Source organism: Pantoea sp. Morm (assembly GCF_016643525.1).
In the GTDB taxonomy this organism is placed as follows: Bacteria; Pseudomonadota; Gammaproteobacteria; order Enterobacterales; family Enterobacteriaceae; genus Pantoea; species Pantoea dispersa.
Genome location: NZ_VOQX01000043.1, coordinates 1 through 20,409, shown reverse-complemented (window position 1 = coordinate 20,409; position 20,409 = coordinate 1). Strand labels below are relative to the sequence as shown.

Genomic DNA, 20,409 nt, shown 5'->3' with positions numbered 1-20,409 from the left:
TCGAAGCCGGGCACTGCCCGGCTTTTTTCTATCGGAAGATTATGATGACCACCGCCACGCCACTTAACCTGCAGGTGCGCCCGATTGTCGCCGCCGATAATCCGCTGATTGCCCAGGTGATCCGCGATGTCTCCGCCGAGTTCGGCCTGACGGCGGATAAAGGTTATACCGTGTCCGACCCGCAGCTCGATCGGTTGTTTGAACTTTACAGTGCGGCGGACAGCGCTTACTGGATCGTGGAGCATGAAGGTCAGGTGGTCGGCGGCGGCGGCGTGGCGCCACTGGCCTGCAGCGCACCGGATATCTGTGAGTTGCAGAAGATGTATTTCCTGCCGTCGGTGCGCGGGCTGGGTTTAGCGCGCGAACTGGCGCTGCGCGCAATGGATTTTGCCCGCCAGCGCGGGTTCCGGCGCTGCTACCTGGAGACCACCGGCAGCCTGACGCGTGCCATTAAACTCTATCAGTCGCTGGGCTTTGAACAGATTGCGGACGCGATGGGCTGTACCGGCCACGTGGATTGCGAAGTGAGAATGCTGCGGGTGTTGTGAGGGAAAAACCACTCACTTCTCTACCGCAACGCCCTGCGCCAGCTGACCAATTAACGCCCCCAGCGTCTCTACCGCCGCCTCGGCGCGTGCATCCCATGGCCAGGCGGTGTTGAAGCGGAAGCAGTGGCTGAAACTCTCGCTGCTGGAAAACAGCTGGCCCGGCGCAATACTGATGCCCTGCTGCAGCGCCAGATGATACAGCTGCGTGGCGTTAATCTGCTCTGGCAAGGTAATCCACAAAAAGTAGCCTCCGGGCGTATCGCTGATGTGCGCCTCGGCGGGCAGCACGCGGCGCAGCGCCTGCTGTGCCAGCTGTTTGCGCTTCGCCAGCGTCTGACGCAGCTTTTTCAGATGCGTATCGTAGCTGCGGGTGCTGAGAAAATCCGCCAGCGCCAGCTGCATCGGCGCGCTGGTCGAGAGCGTACTCATCATCTGAATGCGCTGCACGCGCTGCGCATAGCGCCCCGCCGCGACCCAGCCCACGCGAAATCCCGCCACCAGATTTTTCGAAAAGCTGCCGCAGTGCAGCACGTAACCCTCGCGGTCGAACGCTCTGGCCGGCAACGGCTTATCGTGGCCGTGATACAGGTCGCTGTAGACGTCGTCCTCTATCATCGCCACCTGATAACGCGTCAGCAGTGCCACCAGCTGCTGTTTGCGCTCGGCGCTGAGGGTAAAGCCGAGCGGATTCTGCCGGTTGGTCATTAGCCAGCAGGCTTTCACCGGCCAGCGCTGCAGCGCCTGCTCCAGCTCATCCAGATCGATGCCCTGCTCCACATCGCTGGCGATAGCAATCGCGTTCAGCTTAAGCCGTTCAATCGCCTGCAACGCGCCATAGAAGGAAGGGTTCTCAATCACCACCCAGTCGCCCGGTTCGGTCACCGCCTGCAGGCTGAGGTTCAGCGCTTCCATCGCACCGTTAGTAATGACGATGTCATCCGGCGACAGCGTAATGCCCTGCTGCGCATAACGCTGGGCGAGGATTTTTCGCAGCGCTTCATTACCGGGCGGCAGATTATTCAGGGCATCGGTGGGTTTAAGATTGTGCGAGACCTTCACCAGCGAGCGCATCAGCTGGCGCTGGGGAAACAGTTCCGGATCGGGGAAAGCAGAACCAAACGGCATGATGGCCGGATCGCGCGTCGCCTGCAGCACGTCAAACACGAAGCTGTTGGTATCGGCCTGATCGGTTTTAGCGATTGCCTGGGTTGGCAAACGCGGACGGCTCTCCGCCGCGCGCGGTGCCACGTAATAGCCCGACTGCGGCTTCGACACAATCCAGCCCTGGCTCTCCAGCACTTCGTAAGCGTGCATCACCGTCATCAGGCTTAACCCGCTCTGCTCCGCCTGCTGGCGCAGCGACGGCAGCTTTTCACCCGGCGGCCAGATGCGTGCTTCGATTTGCGTACGTAGCTGATCTACCAGCTGCTGGTATTTGGCCATGGCTCCATTCCCTGCGACCTGCGTGCGCGCCAGTATAGCCTGCCAGCCATTGCTGCGGCTAAAAATCCGTGTCCTTTTCCCCGCGCGCCGCCAGTTTTCCTTCAAGACCGTTCTCGTTGGGAGAATTATCCGATCCACTAATAATCGCCACCTGCCGTTTGATGCGGCCAGATCCACCAGGACACTGATTATTACTTAACAGGAAAACCTCATGAGCACAGCACTCACCAACGCAAGACAACTCTGGACCACCGATCCGCAGCGCACCTTTAGCGGCTCCTCACCAGCCGAAGCCGGCGGCATCATGGAAATCGTTATGGACAGCACCGTCTATACCGTCTCCATCGCCGCTGACGGCAGCTGGAGCTGGCAGCCGCCGTTTCCGCTGGCTGAAGGCCCGCATAACCTCTCCGTGCGCACCATCGATCGCGCCGGAAATATTGGTGCTCCATCGCTATTAATCGTTAACGTTGACCTTACCGCGCCGGACCAGCCGCTGATTATTGGTGCCGGGGATGATTTCGGCGATAAAACCGGCCTGGTCAGTTCCGGCCAGCAGACGGATGACCGTACGCCGACCCTGAAAGGCGTGGCCGAGCCAGACAGCATTGTGCGCCTGTACAATGCGCAGAACCAGCTGATTGGCAGCGTTAAAGCCAGCAGCAACGGCTACTGGGAAATTACCCCGTCGCTGGCTGACGGTGAGCATTCACTGTATGTCACCGCCACCGATGGCCGTGGCTACGTCAGTCAGGCATCGGAGGTATTTACGCTGACCGTTGCCGATGACTCAGCAGTCCCGGTTCCCGGCAAGGTGGAAATCACCCACGCGCAGGATAACGCGGGTGCCGCACAGGGCAAGCTGCTGGACGGCGCGCTGACCGATGACACCACGCCAACGCTGCACGGTACTGCGCCAGCCGGCAGCCACGTGCTGATTCAGTACCGGGACGTGAACGGCCAGTGGGTTGACGGCGGTTACGCCACGCTGAACGGCACCGAGTGGAGCTGGACGCCGGGTCAGGCGCTGGGTGAAGGCAAGTGGGAGTTCCGCGCTTACGCCGGCAGCGGCTGGACCGACGAGTTCACGCTGGAAATCGATTTGACGCCGGAGAGCGAACTCGCAATCACGCATGCGTGGGATGATTTTGGCATCAATACCGGTCTGTTACACAGTGGCGCAATCACCGATGACCGCACGCCAACGCTGAACGGTCGCGCTGAGGCTAACAGCATTGTCTATATTCACTTCCGTAACGCGTTGAGCGACTGGGAAGTCCTGGGCAGCGTGCAGGCTGGCGCGGATGGCAGCTGGGTGTATGAAACCGACCGCATTTCACCGGGCAGCTATCAGTTTTCAGCGAGTGATAATGCTAACGCGCACAACAGCAACAGCGATTTTGCATTGACGATAGCCAATGATACGGGTTTAACACCACAGATCACCAGTGCGTTTGATAACTTTGGTAAATTAACCGGCGCGTTAAAATCCGGCGCGACGACTGACGATCCGACACCAGAAATTAGAGGTGTGGCTGAAGCCAACTCAGTGGTATACGTCGAATATCGTTCTAAAGATGGCAGTTGGAATACTGGTCACTCAGTAAAAACAGATCACGCTGGTAACTGGTCATTTATTCCGCAAGAAAACCTGCACAGTGGCAGCTGGCAATTTATTGCTAAGGCGGATGAATCAGGTGAACAATCATTACAATTTTATCTAAATATTCAACCCGAAGCACCTGAGATTGTGGGTGCGTTTGATGATTCATCCCCCACAGGTGGTCTGATACAACACGGCGGTTTTACAGATGACTTAACACCGATATTGAAAGGTACAGGTTTTCCGGGACAAATTATTACTATCGAGTATGGCCAGTTTAGTAATCCATGGGTGGCAGGTGGTACTACAGTTGTAGATAAAGATGGTAACTGGTCATGGCAATCACCAAAACTGAAAGAACAGACAGGCTGGGAATTTCGTGCCAGTAACACTGGCCATACTGGCACTCCGAAGTGGAGTAACACTTTCGCTATCAACGTAACTGATTCCGGAAAAGAGTCACAAGGCTATTTATGGGATTTTAATGATGGAACATTGCAAGGATGGAAGGCTGCGGGGAAATATGGCCAATCTGGTGAGCTGACAGTAAAAAAATGGAGTGGAAACGGAACAAATCAGTTGGGTAGTATGACGAATGGGACCACCGACGGCTACAACGGAGAAGTTGCTTACCGCACTATCATTGTGGAAAAAGGAAAAACTTATGAAGTTTCTTATGATGCCCTTCAACATACATTTGGTGAATACACATCAAAACTCGGGATGAGCATTGATGGAAAATCGGTTATTCCGGAAACACTTCAAAAAACAAGCTGGACACATTACACAGGTTATTATATGGCAACCGAAACAAAAAAAGTTAAGGTAGCTATTACCAATGGTACCTCGAGTAGAAACGGTAACGATTTCGCGATAGACAACATCGCTATTAAACCTGTCGAAGAAAAAACAGATAATCACCTTGCTGATATGAAAACCAGTTACGAGGTAATTAACCTGAGTGCTGAGCAAAGTAGTTTCGATTTAGCTAACCTGCTGGCAGAAAAAGGCACAGTTAATACCATTAATATGTCTGACAAAATCGATAACGATTTACTGGTCGATGTAAAAACGATTCTTCAGCATGGAGAGATGAATTTATTTATAGAAAACAGTAATACCCAGATGAAAGTCAATGGTGATAATGGAGATGTCGTTAAGCTAAAAGACTTGATACCGGAATCAGATAATAATGTTAGCTGGGTGCAACAGAATGGCACCGTCACCATTGCTGGCATTCATTACAGCGTCTATAACCACGGCGATGCTGAACTGCTGGTGCAGGAAGGAGTGAAAGTCGAGCTGGTGTGAGTTTTTTCTCCTCCTTTTTAGGTGAGTTTGAGGTAAAAGCCGTGGCAGGGATGCTGCGGCTTTTTTTGTTGGGTTGGGTGCGGTCTGGCCCTCACCCCGGCCCTCTCCCGCACGCGGGAGAGGGAGAAAAGACACACAGCGCGCACGCGGGAGAGGGAGAAAAGACACGCAGCGCGCACGCGGGAGAGGGAGAGGGAGAAAAGACACACAGCGTGCACGCGGGAGAGGGAGAAAAGACACACAGCGTGCACGCGGGTGAAGGTGAAAAACACTCAGCGCGCACGCGGGAGAGAGGAGCTCCAGGCGGCAGAAACCAGCCCCTACTCCGCCGCCGTCAGCGCCGCGGGTTTGTCTTTAACAAAATCCGGTAGCTCGCTGATGCGCTCTGGCGGTAGCGGTTTGCCCAGCAGGAAGCCCTGCAGGGTGTCGCAGCCGAGCCCGGTGAGGAACGCCTGCTGATCCTGGGTTTCCACGCCTTCGGCCACCACTTTGAGATCCAGCGACTGCGCCAGCGCGACGATGGCGGAGACGATGGTGGCGTCTTCCGATTTCGCCTGCAGTTCGTTAACAAAGGCGCGGTCGATTTTCAGCTCGCTGGCCGGTAAGCGTTTGAGATACAGCAGGCTGGAGTAGCCGGTGCCGAAGTCATCAATCGAGGCTTTTACCCCCATGCTGGTCAGCTCGGTGAGGATGCGCACGCTCTCTTCCGGATCGCGCATCGCCGTGGTTTCGGTGACCTCCAGCGTCAGCAGCTCGGCCGGGATCTGGTGCTGTTCCAGCGCCTGCGTCACGGTGTCGACCAGGTTGCACTGCTCAAACTGCAAGGCAGAGAGGTTCACCGCCACCGACCAGTGCGGATGGCCCTGCTGATGCCAGATGTGCAGCTGGCGGCAGGCCTCGTTGATCACCCAGTTGCCAATATTAATGATCATGCCGGTCTTCTCGGCGATCGGTAAAAACTTGTCCGGCGTCAGCAGGCCGCGCGTCGGGTGCTGCCAGCGCAGCAGCGCTTCGAAGCCAATGATCGGCCCGCTCGGCGCGCAGTACTTAGGCTGATAGAACAGACGCAGCTCGTTGCTATCCAGCGCCTGCCACAGATCGTTATTAAGCTGCAGCTGCGACTGCGCCAGCGTGTTCATGGACGGCTGGAAGAAGTTGTAGCCGTTACGGCCGTTGTTCTTGGTGTGATACATCGCGGCGTCGGCGTTAAACATCAGCTCGCGCTCGTCCTTGCCATCACCGGGATAAACAGCGATGCCGATACTCAGCGACACCATCAGCTCGTAGCGTGACACGCTAAACGGGCGATCCACGGCTTTAACCAGCGCATCCGCCACCGCTGCGGCATCATTGGGATCGCCGATCTCAATCAGCAGCACAAACTCGTCACCGCCCAGCCGCGCCAGCGTGTAGTGCCCTTTCATCTGGTCGGTCATGCGTTCGGTTACCGCAATCAGCAGGTTATCGCCGACGTGGTGACCAAAGGCATCGTTGACCGCTTTGAAGCCGTCGAGATCCATAAACATCAGCGCAAAGTGCGAGCGCTCGCGGTTGGCCTTGTTGATCGCCTGCTCGAGGCGATCCTCCAGCAGGATGCGGTTCGGCAGTCGCGTCAGGTTATCGTGCAGCGCCAGCTGGGCCAGCTCGCGATTGGCCTCCGCCAGCGAGCGTGCAAGGATTGAGGTGCGCGCCTGCATACGCGCGTCGAGCATCGAAACCAGCAGCGTAATGCCGAGGATCGCCAGCGTCACCACCGTGACCAGCATCGCCAGCCAGTCGCTGTTCACGCCGTGATGGGTGGCGTGACTGTGCATCGGGAAGTTCGCCGCTGCCATGCCGGTATAGTGCATACCGGCAATGGCACAACCCATCACCACGGCCGCCCCGACGCGCAGTAGCGTGACGCGGCCATGTCCTTCGCGCAGGTTGAACGCCAGCCACAGCGCGGCACCGGAAGCCACCAGCGCAATCAGCACCGAAACCGCAATCCAGCCCCAGTTCCAGCTGATGCCCGGCTCAAACATCAGCGCCGCCATGCCGGTGTAGTGCATCGCCACCACGCCGGAACCCAGCACCAGCGCGCCGCCCAGCAGCCGTCGCCACGGCAAGTCGCCGGACGAGCACACCAGCCACAGGGCAAAGATGGAGGCAAGAATCGCCACCACCATTGAGGCGGCGGTGAGCAGCGGATCGTAGCTCATCACCATATCCAGGCTCATCGACAGCATGCCGATAAAGTGCATGGCCCAGATGCCCACGCCCATGGCGAAACCGCCGCCCAGCAGCCAGACCAGCGCCACCCGGCCGGTGGAGGAAGCGACGCGCCCCGCCATATCCAGCGCGGTAAACGAGGCCAGCATCGCTACCAGTATCGAAACGAGAACGGTAAACGCATCGTACGAAGTCACTAACATAGTGATTTCCCATATAAAAAAGCTGTGTTAAGTCAGCTGTGGTGTTGTTGAAATGAAAAAGAAAATGTTGGTTTTATAATTGAAATTATCGGCAGACCGGCTGCCGATATGAGTCACTGAACGATGAAAGCTTCCGATGTGAAGGAGAACAAAAATTGCTGGTCAGGCGCCGGTGAGCGGCAGCACGTTATCAGGAAAGTGCGGCGCAATCTGCGTTGATGCAGTGAATTCGCCGATGCGCTCCGCCGGCGTTGGTTTGCCCAGCAGATACCCCTGCAGCGTGTCAAAGCCGAGACCGGTCAGCAGGCGCTGCTGCTCTTCGGTCTCCACGCCCTCCGCCACCATGCGCAGGTTAAGGCTTTGCGCCAGCGTCAGCATGGCGGTCACCACGGTTGCATCCTCACTGTCGGCACGCAGGCTGTTAATAAAGGCGCGATCAATCTTCAGCTCGCTGGCCTCAAGATGCTTGAGGTGCAGCAGATTGGCGTAGCCAATGCCAAAGTTGTCGATGGCCACTTTGACGCCAAGCCGCTGCAGTTCGGCGATGCGCTGCTGGCTGAACTGCGGATCGCGCATGGCGATGTTTTCCGTGATTTCCAGCATCAGCGCGCCTTCCGGCAGCTGGTAGCGCTGCAGCGTCTGGCGCAGCGTGTCGATCAGATCGCGCTGATGAAACTGCAGTGCGGAGAGGTTAACCGAGACGCTCCAGTCGCGATTGCCCTCGTCATGCCACTGCCGCAGCTGGCGGCAGGCTTCGTTGATCACCCAGTTGCCGAGCGCCACAATCTGGCCGGTTTTCTCGGCGCGCGCCAGAAACATATCCGGCATCAGCAAGCCGCGGCGCGGATGCTGCCAGCGCAGTAACGCCTCAAAACCCATCAGAATGGTCCCGCCCGCGCGAAATTTCGGCTGGTAGAACAGGCGCATCTCCTGGCACTCCAGCGCGTTCCATAAATCGTTGGCCAGCGCCAGCTGATGCTGCGCCACCGCGCTCATCACCGGTTCAAACAGGCTCCAGCCGTTACGCCCGCTGTGCTTGGTGTGGTACATGGCCGAGTCCGCGTTGAACATCATCTCCTGCGGGCTGCGGCCATGCTGCGGGAAGATCACAATACCGATGCTGAGCGAGACGCGCAGCGAGTAACGATCCAGCTCAAACGGTGCATCAATGCTGTGCACCAGCCGCTGCGCCAGCGCTTCAGCCTGCGTTGCCGCGTACTGTGGACACAGCATGACAAACTCATCGCCGCCGAGGCGTGCCAGCAAAATGTCCGCATCCAGCTGGCTGCGCAGCCGTTCCGCCACGGCGACCAGCAAACGATCGCCGACGTGATGCCCCCAGGTATCGTTCACCGCTTTGAAGCCGTCGAGATCCATAAACATCAGGGCAAAGGGTTGGTCATACAGCGTCGCGTGTTTGATTTGCGTGCTGAGCTGCTGGTCCAGCATCACGCGATTGGGCAGTGCGGTGAGATTATCGTGCAGCGCCAGCTGGCGCAGCTCGCTGTTGGCGCGCCGCAGCCGGGCGGCAAGACGCGCCGCGCGCAGCTGGGCGTCCAGCATCGAGATCAGCAGCGTCAGACCGAGAATCGTGAGCGTGATGATGGTTACCCACACCGCCAGCCCCTCCTGTCCCATGCCGTGGTGCTGCATGCTGCCTGGGGCGCTGAACTGCGCGGCCGCCATGCCGGTGTAGTGCATGCCGGCAATCGCTACCCCCATCGCCAGCGCCGCGCAGGCGCGCATCAGCAGCAGGCTCTCGCCGTGGCGCAGGTGAAACGCCAGCCACAGCGCAGCACCGGATGCGCCGTAGGCAATCAGTACCGACAGTGCCACCAGGCGCAAATCCCAGTGAATGGCGGGTTCAATCAGCAGCGCAAGCATGCCGAGATAGTGCATGGCAACCACGCCGCTGCCGAGGATCACCGTGCCGCGCAGCAGCCGGCGGCGCGTCAGATGGCTGCCCTGCAGGCCCTGCGCAAAGGCGAAGATGCTGGTGAGAATTGCCAGCAGCAGCGAGAAGGCGGTGAGCGGAATGTCATAGCGCATGGTCATCGGCATCATCATCGCCAGCATGCCAATGAAGTGCATCGCCCAGATGCCAATGCCCATCGCCGTACCGCCGGCCACCAGCCACAGTTTCGCCAGCAGGCCGCGCGACACGGCGACGCGCCCGGCGGTATCCAGCGCCGTAAACGCCGCGATAAACGCCACAATCAGCGAAACGGCAACCAGAACGCTATCCCAGGTAACCAGCAACATGTGCGCTCCTCAACTCAACCCGCGGCGGCGCAGGTGCGGTATCGTCAATTAACAACAGAAAAAGTGGAAACATCAATGAGAGGCAGCTAATGACCACCCGCGCTGTGGCGACACGAAAACAGATCCATAAATAACTGGAGGTATTGCACGGCTATTTTTTATTCTCATCGTCTGTCGCGGCCGGGAAAAGTAATGATATCTGATTAATGCATGAACATAGCATTGAACCTGAAGTCGCGGTAGAGGGGGAAAACACTTGCCGTTTGGTTTTTTTAACGGGCCGCCAGCCCTTGTTATGACTGCGTTATCGGCGAAAAGGGAGAATTGATTAGCGAAAATTCTCCGGTGCGTTGTACAAGCGGCAAAAGGGTGTTCTATAGTAAATAAAACTGATATAAATCACTAACTCAGCCTTTAAGAATTTTCTTAGGTGGCAGGGCATTAAGTTCGTTTGCCGATCGCGGCGTCTTGTTATTTACGGGTTCGTTTCATTAATAAATCACCAGGCGAAAAAGCACTGACCTTGGATAATCAGTAAGGATTGATTATGAAACTCAAGCTTTTTCTTTTGGCTACCAGCCTGAGCGCCGCGCTCGCCCCTGCAACGGTTTTTGCTGCCACCACAACGGGAACCATCAATGCCACATTGACGCTCACCACCGGCTGTCTGGTGAACGGTCAGTCCGCCACCAGCGGGGTTAACTTCGGTACCCTGAACTTCGGTAGCAGCGCTGCAACCTTTGATACCTTAAACGCCACCCTGGTGGGTGCATCCGGGAACGGCATTTTTGTCCGCTGCACCACCGGCCAGACCTTCAATGTGCAGGTCACCAGCAGTAATCCGGCACCGGCCACTATTTACGGTACGGTGAGCGGCCAGCCGCGTTACCTGATCCTCGGCTCCAACAATACGCAGGGCATTGCTTACACGCTGTACAGCGACGCCGCGTTTACCACCGCCATCGCCAACAACACCAACATTGCCGCCAGCGGCACCACCGATCCGACGCTCGGCACCAACTATGCCATTTACGGTCGGGTAGTCGGCGGCGGCTTTAACCCACTGATTCCGGCCGGTACCTACACCGATACTATTAACGTGGCGGTGAATTACTGAAGCCAGCGGTGGGGTAAGAAGGATGGTCTGGCTGCTGCGCGCTGGCAGCCTGGCCCTGCTGATAGGGAGCGTCCCGGCCTGGGGTTTGCCGACGGCCACCTTCCAGGTCTCTGCGTCAGTGGTGGCAGGCTGCGTGATTTCCGGTACCAATACCGGCGTGTTTGGCACGCTGAATTTTGGCACCCAGTCGGGCGTGGCGAGCAGCAGCGTCAGCGCCAGCTACGTGCAAAGCACCACCCTCACCCTCGCCTGCACGCCGGGTACCGCCCTCAGCATGAGCATCAATGGCGGCAGCAATTACACCAGCAGCCGCAATCTCAAACACACCAGTAACACCGATACCGTGGCGTACAGCCTGTATACCAACGCAGCGCACACCACAACGATTCCGGTTAACTCGCCGGTGGCGCTGAGTTACAGCAACGCCAATAACATCGTGCTGCCGATTTATGGCCTGTTAACCCTGCCTGGCCCGACGCGCGCCGGGACCTATACCGATACGTTAACCGTCACCCTGAGCTGGTGACGGCAGCATAAAAAAGGATGAATAATGATGAGCCTGCGCGCCCTGCTTCTGTGGTTTCTTCTGGCCCTTTCGCCCGCCAGCTTCGCGGCCAACTCGCTGATGATCTGGCCGATTGATCCCGCCATCAATCCGCAGGAAAAAGCCAGTGAACTGTGGCTGGAGAATCGCGGTAACGCCACCACCATCATGCAGGTGCGCATCTTCAACTGGCAGCAGATTGACGGCCAGGAACAGTATCAAACGCAGCAGCAGGTGGTCGCCAGCCCGCCGATGGTGCGGCTGGAACCGGGGCAGAAGCAACTGGTGCGCCTGATTCGCCAGAGCACGCCGCCCGCCGGCGTGGAGCAAGCCTATCGCGTGGTGCTGGATGAGATCCCGACGCCGCGCTCGCCGGGCGAGAATCAGGCCGGGCTGACGTTTCAGATGCGCTACTCGGTGCCGCTGTTTGTCTATGGCGATGGCCTGACGCGCGACAGCACCAAAGCCGATCTCAGCTGGCGTCAGGTCAGCCGCGACGGCAAACGCTGGCTGGAGCTGACCAATCGCGGCAACGGCCACGCGCGCCTGAGCAACGTCACCGTCGGCGGTCGCGCGCTCGGCAACGGCCTGTTTGGCTATGTGCTGGCTAACAGCAGCCACCGCTGGCCGCTGAACAGCCCGGTGAGCGGTGAACTCGCGGCCGAGGTGAATAAAACTCACTGGCGCAGCGCTGCCGCGCGCTGATGAAGCTGACGCCGCCTCCCTGCGCGCTGGCGGTGACCAGCGTGCTGTGCTTTTCCCCGCTGAGCAGCGCAGAGACTTTCTCTGAGCTGCCACCGCCGCCTGCCGTCAGCCACAGCGCCAGCGGCCAGCAATACATGCTGGAACTGGTGGTGAACCAGCGCGAACGGGGCGAGATTGTGCCGGTCGAGCGGCGCGACGGTGAGTTCTGGCTGCGCAGCGGCGATCTGCAGCGCGCCGGCATTCCGGCGGCGAAGCTGGCTGGCGAACAGGTCGCTCCCGGTCAGTTGGGTGAGGTTAAAGTGGAATACGATGAACGCCGCCAGCGCCTGCTGCTGACGGTACCGCCCGCCTGGCTGCCAGAGCAGACGCTCGGTCAGCCGCAAAATGGCCCGCGCTATCCCGGCCAGGCCAGCAACGGCGCGCTGCTCAACTACGACCTTTATGCCACGCGCACCGACAACGCCGGTTCGCGCCTCTCCAGCTGGAACGAGCTACGCCTGTTCGGCCCGGCCGGCCAGTTCTCCAGCAACGGTGTCTATATTCAGCAGCTTGCGGGTGACACCCGCGGCCAGCAGCAGGGTTACATTCGCTACGACACCTGGTACAGCAACGAGAACGAGAACGCCGCGCTGAGCTGGCGCGCCGGGGATTTGATTACGGATGCGCTGGGCTGGAGCAACAGCGTGCGCCTTGGCGGCGTGCAGATCGCGCGTGACTTCAGCGTGCGACCGGATCTGGTCACCTACCCGCTGCCCGCCTTTAGCGGCCAGGCGGCGGTGCCGTCGTCAGTCGATCTGTTTATCAATGGTTACCGCAGCGCGCAGGCCAACGTGCAGCCGGGGCCGTGGTCGCTGACCAATGTGCCATTCGTGAACGGGGCGGGCGATGCGGTGATCACCACCACCGACGCGGTCGGTCGTCAGGTGACGACGACGCTGCCGTTCTACGTCTCCAGCAGCCTGCTGAAAACCGGCCTGTCTGATTACGCCTTCTCCGCCGGGGCGATTCGCGAGAACTACGGCATCAAAAACTTTGATTACGGCGCGGCGGCGGCCAGCGGATCCTATCGCTACGGCCTGCGCGACTGGCTAACGCTCGAATCGCACGCCGAAGGCAGCAGCGACGTGGCGATGGGCGGTGCCGGCGCGCTGGTGAAGCTGGGCAGCCTGGGCGTCATCAACGCCGCGCTGGCGCAGAGCCAGCTGGACGGCAGGCCCGGCACCCAGTACAGCTGGGGTTACCAGTACAACAACAGCTGGTTCAGCCTCGGCACTCAGCACACGCTGCGCAGCGCGGATTTCGGCAACCTGGCGCTGGTCGGCAGCCGCGGCGACAACGCCAATACCAGCTATTCGCTCGCCAGACGCAGCGCGCAGTACACCGCCAGCCTGTCGCTCAGCCAGTACGGCAGCCTCGGTCTGGCGTATCTGGACATCGCCGGCGGCAGCGGTGATCGCACCCGCCTGTGGAATTTATCGTGGAGTAAAAACCTGTGGGGCAACAGCAGTCTGTACATCTCCGCCAGCCGCGACCAGCAACAGGGCGACTGGAGCGGCGCGATTTCGCTGGTGATTCCGTTTGGCGAACAGAGCAGCGCATCGATCAGCGTCGAGCGCGATCAGCAGGGACAAAGCAATCAGCGCCTGTACGTGTCGCGCGCCATGCCGAGCGACGGCGGTTTTGCTTACGATGCGTCATGGGCGCATCAGGGCGGCGACAGCGGCGATTATCGTCAGGGCAGCCTGCGCTATCGCAACAACAAGATTGATACTTCCGCCGGCTTTTACGGCGATGATGACAACACCACGCAGTGGGCCGATTTCACCGGCTCGCTGGTGCTGATGGACAACCATGTGTTCGCCGCCAACAACATCAACGATGCCTTTGTGGTGGTGAAAACCCGCTATCCGGACGTGACGGTGCGCTACGAGAACCAGGCGATGGGCCGCACCGATGACGCCGGCTATTTGCTGGTGCCGTCCATCAGCAGCTATTACGGCGCGAAGTACGATATCGATACCCTCGATCTGCCGGCTGACATGACCGCGCCCAAAGTGGAGCAGCGCTTCGCGGTGAAGCGCAAAAGTGGCTATCTGCTGAATTTCCCGGTGGAGCGCCTGCGCGCCGCCAGCGTGATCCTGCACGACAGCGACGGCCAGCCGCTGCCGGTCTCCAGCCAGGTGTTGCGCCGCGATCGCGCCACCGAATATGTCGGCTGGGACGGCCTCGTGTGGATGGAAGATCTCAGCGCCAGCAACCCGATGCGCGTGGTGACGCCGGACGGACGCCAGTGCGAGACCACGCTGGCTATTGCTGAGGGGCAGCCTAAAGCGCTGCAGACTTACGGTCCACTCACCTGCCCGCTGCCGCCTGCCGCGCCCGGTACGGCCGTGAATGCCGCCAACAACTCACAGTCAGGGATCTCGCCATGAGGAAATTTCTGTTCTTGCTGCTGTGGCTGCTGCCGGCCAGCAGCTACGCGCTCTGTTCGCTTTCGGCCCCCAACGCCAGCTTTGGCACGCAAACCACGTTTTACGTTCAGTCGACGGCGGTCAATACTTCCAGTAACACCAACGTTAACTGCGGCACCGGCACGCTCAACCTGCTGGGCAGCGATTACGTCGCCTATGCGTTTACCACTGCCAGCTACCTGAGCGGCACGCGCGCCACCATGAAGGCATCGGCCAGCGGCACCGATAACGTGCCGATTCAGCTGTGCATCGACAGCGCTTGTGCCACCGAACTGCGCCAGGGCGGCAGCTATCGCTGGAACTCTTCCGCGCTGCTGGCGCTCGGCAACAGCCTCAATTTTGTCATTCCACTCTATTTCCGCACCGTGCCTGGCCAGGTGATTGCCGCCGGCAGTTACACCACCACCATCACGCTGACGGTGAGTTATAACGTGTGCGCCGGGCTAAATGTGGCCGGCGTGTGCGTCGGCACCGTGCAGAGCAGCAGCGGGACGGCGATGCCGATCACCGTGAATATGGTGATCACCAACGACTGCACCACGATTACGGCGCCGAACGTCAGCTTCGGCAGTGCGCCGCTGGTCGGTAGTTTTTCTACTGTGCAGCAGACGATTAACGTGGTGTGTTCAAAGGGCAGCACGTATACGGTGGGACTGAGTAATGGCAGCTATTACAGCGGCACCACGCGCCAGATGGCGAGCGGCACCAACCGGCTGGCTTACGATATTTATAAAGGCACCACCACCACTAATCGCTGGGGCCCGAGCGGCAGCGACCGCTGGAGCAGCGCGACCTCGACATCGCTCAACGCGGATACCGTGACGCGCAATTTTACCTATACGGCGCAGATTCTGACTACGCAGAATACGCCCGCAGCGGGCAATTACAGCGATAGCGTGGTGGTGGATGTGGCGTTTTAGCGGGGTGGGACGGGAGCTGGCTGGCACCCTCATCCCCCGCCTTCTCCCGCAAGCGGGAGAAGGGGCCGACCGGGCGGGTGTTGAGGTGAAGTACAGGTTTGTGAAACCGCACTGAGCGGTTCCCTCTCCCGCGTGCGGGAGAGGGTTAGGGTGAGGGCCAGCAGGCAGAGCAGGAGCTGGCTGGCACCCTCATCCCCCGCCTTCTCCCGCTGGCGGGAGAAGGAGCCAACCAAGCGAGTGTTGAGGTGAAGTGCAGGTCTGCGAAACCGCACCGAGCGGTTCCCTCTCCCGCATGCGGGAGAGGGTTAGGGTGAGGGCAAATGGGAAAAGTTAAAGTGAGGCCCAGCGCATACCCACTCTAACTACAGCGACGCGCCCACTACCGTTGCGCTGTGCCGCGCCTGATACTGTTTCACCATGCGGCCAATCAGCAGCGTACCCACCAGGCCGCACACCGCGGCAAACGACAGCCAGACGCCCGGCATCGCTTTATCGCCAGTAGCATGAATCAGATAGCTCGAAATCGCTGGCGTAAAACCACCGAACAGCGCGGTCGCCAGGCTGTAGGCCAGCGAAAAGCCCGAAGCACGCACTTCAGCCGGCATGATCTCCGCCAGATACACCACCATCGCGCCGTTATAGCTGGCGTACAGGAACGATAACCACAGCTCCGCTTCCACTAGGTGCGCGAAGGTCGGCGATCCCACCAGCCCGTGCAGCACCGGCCAGGTCGTCAGGATCATCAACACGGTAAAGGTAATCAGCAGCGGCCGCCGCCCAACGCGGTCCGACAGCGCGCCCATCACCGGCAGCCAGAACAGGTTCGAGATGCCGACAAACAGCGTCACGAGGAAGCTCTGTTTGTCACTCATCATCAGCACGGTTTTACCAAAGGTCGGGGTGAACGCAGTAATCATGTAGAACATCACCGTGGTGGTGACCACCATCAGCATGCCAGCCAGCACCAGCGCCCAGTTTTGCCCCACGGAACGCACAATCTGACCCATTGACGGGTGCGATTTGCGCTGGCTGAAGGCTTCGGTCTCTTCCAGCATGCGGCGAATCCAGAACAGGAACGGCACAATCAGACAGCCGACCACAAACGGAATACGCCAGCCCCATTCGGTCACCGCGTCCTTCGCCAGCAGATGATTAAGCCCCAGCCCCAGCAGCGCGGCGAAGATCACCGCTACCTGCTGGCTGCCCGACTGCCAGCTGACGTAAAAGCCTTTGCGGCCTTTGGGGGCCACTTCAGACAGATAAACCGAGACGCCACCCAGCTCCACGCCCGCCGAGAAGCCCTGCAGCAGGCGGCCCAGCAGAATCAGAATCGGCGCCGCCGCGCCCAGCGTGGCGTAGCCTGGCACCAGCGCGATAGTCAGCGTACCGAGCGCCATCAGGCCGAGCGTCAGCAGCAGCCCTTTGCGCCGGCCGTGATGGTCAATGTAGGCCCCCAGTATAATCGCCCCGAGCGGACGCATCAGGAAGCCGGCGCCAAAGGTCATCAACGTCAGCATCAGCGAAGCAAACGGATCGTCGCCCGGGAAAAAGGTTTTTGCAATGGCGGTGGCGTAGTAGCCAAACACCATAAAATCATACATCTCAAGAAAGTTACCGCTGGTAACGCTAAAGATGGTTTTGGCACCGCCCTGCGATGACTTTTGTAAAGTGTGACTTGAGCTCATATCGTCCTTCCTGGTTTTTCTCCTGTTTTAGCCTGCCGGCGCGTGAATAGATGTGATCCTGTTCACCATTGCACTTTACAAAAGTACAAACAAAGGTAACAAAGGATTAACAAGACCGATCCGATCAGCTTATGAGGAAAGTTAATAATTCTGGGCTTTTGCGCTGGCTGGCGCGGGACAGACTATCGATCTTTCCGGTGACATAACTTCAGCACCATCAGGCCTAAGCAAGCCATGTCATGAGCTTTATCCTGCTCTTTTTAATGCCTTTTTCATTAGCAGAACTTATTAAGATCAGTCTTAGAAACGAGACGATTCTGGTACATGGCGCTATCCCCTCCCCCGTTAAGCTGGGCAGGCAACGGTAATCACGCCGTTGATGATTTTGGTGGAGAATACTTATGCTAACACCTCTCAGCTTTGACCCCTTTTTATCCATTAATACCTTGCGAGTGGGCACACCTTATCCGCTGCTGAGCGGCAGCCTGCCGGCGCAGGCCGGTGAAATCATTGAATTCATTATCAACGATCACCGCTACAGCACGCCGATTGCCGCCGACGGCAGCTGGTCATTTCAGCCGCCGTTCTCGCTGAGCGAAGGCAGCCACGACATGGTGGCGTGCATCGGCGACAGCGGTGAACCGCATCCGTTCTCTGTTGACGTCGCGCTCTCGGTGCCGGACAAACCGGCGATCACCGCGCTGTTTGACGACGTCGGCAGCGAAACCGGCCCGGTCGGGCGCGGACACACCATTGATGACACCACGCCTAGAGTGCAGGGCTATGCGCTGCCGGGCAGCACGGTGCGGCTGTACGATCACGACCGGTTGATTGGCAGCACCGTGGCCAGTAAAAGCGGCGAATGGTCGCTGGAGCCGCTGCTGGGTGCGGGCGGGCATCAGCTAACCGTCACCGCCACCGACGAGTTTGGCCGCGTCAGCGAACCTTCTGACCACTTCGACATCACTGTGGTTGACAGCGGACCGGTGCCGCCGACCATCAGCTATGCCATTGATGATGTCGGCACCGTGCAGGGCCAGCTCGCCAGCGGTTCCACCACTGACGACTTCTCGCCGCTGATCGTGGGCCGCGCGGAGCCGAACAGCATCGTTTATCTGTTCGCGCAGAACGATCACGGCGGAATCGGCTATAAAGGCAGCGTTAAAACCGATGCCAACGGCGACTGGGTGATTCAGTCGCGCGCGATGATCAGCGGTGACGGCATCTACACCTTCTATGCTTCTTACGAGAACAGCAAAGACGACTACCGCCCGGATTTCAGCCTTAATATGTCGGCGCTGGAGAATCTGCGTCCGGCTATCGACTTTGCGCGTGACGATACCGGCGCCCATACCGGCCAGGTGTACCATCGCGGCACCACCGACGATAAAACGCCGGTGCTGGAAGGTCGCGGTGCGCCGGGCAGCATCGTCGAGATTGAGTACAACCTGAGTAACAGCGGCTGGCACAGCGCGGGCAGCGTGACGGTCGATGCGCAGGGCAACTGGCAGTTCGCCGGCTTCGAACTGACCTATTTTGGCGAATGGGGTTTCCGCTCGCGCGGCGTGGCCGATGGTAAAGCCAGCGCGTGGAGCGATAAGTTTGAGCTGCTGGTGATCCCCGGCGCGCCGCTGGAACCGACCATCGACTACGCCTGGGACAACGCGGGTCCGCTACAGGGGCCGGTTTATCAGCATGACTCAACCGATGACACCACGCCAACGCTGCACGGCAGCGGCACGCCGGGCCAGGTGATTGAGATCGAATATGGCGTGCAGGGTGAAGGCCTGCGCCACGCCGGCAGCGTGCTGGTCGATGCCGACGGCAAATGGAGCTTCACCTCGCCGTATCTGCATCAGCCTGGCGTGTGGGAATATCAGGCGCGCGCCTCGACCGGTGAGATGAAGAGCAACTGGAGCAGCAAATTCGTGCTCGACGTCAGCCCGGACGCCGCGTTCGATCAGCAGGCGCAGGATGAAGCCCAGCCGGACGCGCTGACGCTCCACCAGCTGCTGAGCGAAGGTGGCAAAGGGCTGTTCATTGAGGATGACAGCACCCAGCTGCTGGTGAAAGGCAAGCCGGGCGACAGCGTGCAGCTGCAGGATATTCTGCCGGTAGGCGAAGCGGTTGATGGCTGGACGCAGCAGACCGGCACCCTGACCATCGCCGGTACGCAATACCACGTCTGGAGTCACGGCGACGCCGAACTGCTGGTGCAGGACGGCGTGCAACTGCAACTGGTGTAACCCCCGATGCCGTGCGCTTAGCACGGCATCACCCTGCCCTCTTTCCCCGGCTTTTCACCCGTTCGGACTTTTCTCCCTTCGGGACAGGTCTCATACAGCGTTTTACGTCATCTATTACAAAATGCGCACTTTATAACAAGGCGCAGCGGGCTTTGCTGCAATAGACCCAACATAAAACACAGGAAAAACTCCATGGATCTGTTTGATTTTAAAGAGGTGAAGTACCTCGAGCGCGACACCAACACCCCAACCTTCTCCGGCATCATCAACTCAGAAGTGGGCAAAGGCGGCCAGGTAATGATTACGCTTGGCGACAGGAATTTCTTTGTCGACATCAACCCGCAGGACGGCAGCTGGAAGTGGACGCCACCGGAAGCGCTGACCGACGGCGAATACAGCCTCTCCTTTATGACCATCGACACCGCCGGTAACCTCAGTACGCCGTCACAGCGCACGCTGATCGTCGACACCACGCCGCCGGTCGCACCGACGTTGCTTAACCTGTACGACGATCAGGGCGCCATTACCGGCAGCTTTGACGCCGGTAAAATGACCGACGACCGCCGCCCGACCCTGACCGGCATCGCCGAAAAGGGCACCGTGGTGTATCTGAAAGAAGGCAACACCGTGATCGGCAGCGCCAAAGCTGACGAGAAAACCGGTCTGTGGACGCTGGAACCGAATGTGGACCTGGCGGATGGCCGTCACAACCTGACGCTGGTGGCGGCGGAAACCTTTGCCGGTAAGGTGCGCGAGGGCAAAGTATCCGATGAGTTTAACATTACCATCGGAAAAGACGGCGACGTGCCGAGCGATCCGGGCGGCGTGGCCAAAATCATTGAGGCTATCGACAACGCCGGCAGCCTGACCGGCTCACTGAAAAGCGGCGGCATTACCGATGACACCACGCCCGATCTGCGCGGCAGCGCACCGGAAGGCAGCGTGGTGCGCATTCAGTATCGCAACGATAAAGGTGAATGGATCGACGGCGGCAATGCGGTAATGAACGGCACCAGCTGGAGCTGGACGCCAAACCCGGCGCTGGGTGCCGGTAACTGGGAATTCCGCGCCAATGCCGGCAGCGGCTGGACCGATGAGTTTAAACTGGATATCGATCTCGCACCGGCGGCAACAACGGAA

General features: G+C 59.2%; 13 protein-coding genes. 9 read left to right on the top strand and 4 right to left on the bottom strand.

The window, feature by feature from the left end; translation table 11 throughout:
• Positions 1-41 precede the first annotated feature (41 nt).
• A complete protein-coding gene (locus tag FT726_RS15735) occupies positions 42-548 on the top strand; it encodes a GNAT family N-acetyltransferase (RefSeq protein WP_371221604.1) in 507 nt (168 codons plus the stop codon).
• Positions 549-560: 12 nt separating this feature from the next.
• Here the strand turns inward: FT726_RS15735 and FT726_RS15730 are convergent, their stop codons facing one another.
• Positions 561-1,991, bottom strand: coding sequence for a PLP-dependent aminotransferase family protein (locus tag FT726_RS15730; protein WP_058757217.1), 1,431 nt, complete (start codon positions 1,989-1,991; stop codon positions 561-563).
• 211 nt (positions 1,992-2,202) lie between these two features.
• Here FT726_RS15730 and FT726_RS15725 point away from each other — a divergent pair, with 211 nt between their 5' ends.
• The gene (locus FT726_RS15725; RefSeq protein ID WP_346303053.1) at positions 2,203-4,905 is read left to right on the top strand and encodes an Ig-like domain-containing protein; all 2,703 of its coding nucleotides are present in this window, start codon (positions 2,203-2,205) and stop codon (positions 4,903-4,905) included.
• Positions 4,906-5,225: 320 nt separating this feature from the next.
• On the opposite strand, the gene FT726_RS15720 is transcribed toward FT726_RS15725, so the two are convergent.
• Positions 5,226-7,319: an EAL domain-containing protein gene (locus tag FT726_RS15720; RefSeq protein WP_346303052.1), complete on the bottom strand. Its 2,094-nt coding sequence runs from the start codon at positions 7,317-7,319 to the stop codon at positions 5,226-5,228.
• 162 nt (positions 7,320-7,481) lie between these two features.
• Positions 7,482-9,581: an EAL domain-containing protein gene (locus FT726_RS15715; protein ID WP_346303051.1), complete on the bottom strand. Its 2,100-nt coding sequence runs from the start codon at positions 9,579-9,581 to the stop codon at positions 7,482-7,484.
• 547 nt (positions 9,582-10,128) lie between these two features.
• Here FT726_RS15715 and FT726_RS15710 point away from each other — a divergent pair.
• The 5 genes from FT726_RS15710 to FT726_RS15690 are packed head-to-tail and all read left to right on the top strand — an operon-like array spanning position 10,129 to position 15,338.
• Entirely contained in the window at positions 10,129-10,698 is a 570-nt protein-coding gene (locus FT726_RS15710; protein WP_021509578.1) for a spore coat protein U domain-containing protein, read from the top strand.
• 22 nt (positions 10,699-10,720) lie between these two features.
• Positions 10,721-11,224 carry a spore coat U domain-containing protein gene (locus tag FT726_RS15705; protein WP_215800634.1) on the top strand — a complete coding sequence of 168 codons (504 nt, stop codon included), beginning with the start codon at positions 10,721-10,723 and terminating at the stop codon, positions 11,222-11,224.
• Between the two features lie 24 nt (positions 11,225-11,248).
• Entirely contained in the window at positions 11,249-11,947 is a 699-nt protein-coding gene (locus FT726_RS15700) for a molecular chaperone (protein WP_371221606.1), read from the top strand.
• A complete protein-coding gene (locus FT726_RS15695; protein ID WP_346303050.1) occupies positions 11,947-14,379 on the top strand; it encodes a fimbria/pilus outer membrane usher protein in 2,433 nt (810 codons plus the stop codon). The genes FT726_RS15700 and FT726_RS15695 overlap by 1 nt, the downstream gene beginning before the upstream one ends.
• Positions 14,376-15,338, top strand: coding sequence for a spore coat U domain-containing protein (locus FT726_RS15690; RefSeq protein WP_058781925.1), 963 nt, complete (start codon positions 14,376-14,378; stop codon positions 15,336-15,338). Before FT726_RS15695 ends, FT726_RS15690 begins: the two co-directional genes overlap by 4 nt.
• 362 nt (positions 15,339-15,700) lie before the next feature.
• Here FT726_RS15690 and FT726_RS15685 read toward each other — a convergent pair whose 3' ends face one another.
• Positions 15,701-17,023 (bottom strand): MFS transporter, encoded by a 1,323-nt coding sequence (locus FT726_RS15685; protein ID WP_150059411.1) that lies wholly within the window; start codon positions 17,021-17,023, stop codon positions 15,701-15,703.
• Positions 17,024-17,424: 401 nt separating this feature from the next.
• On the opposite strand from FT726_RS15685, the gene FT726_RS15680 reads away from it, so the two are divergent.
• Positions 17,425-19,269, top strand: a complete 1,845-nt coding sequence (locus FT726_RS15680) for an Ig-like domain-containing protein (protein ID WP_346303049.1) — start codon at positions 17,425-17,427, stop codon at positions 19,267-19,269.
• Between the two features lie 192 nt (positions 19,270-19,461).
• A partial coding sequence (locus FT726_RS15675) for an Ig-like domain-containing protein (protein WP_346303048.1) occupies positions 19,462-20,409 on the top strand: 948 nt, incomplete at its 3' end.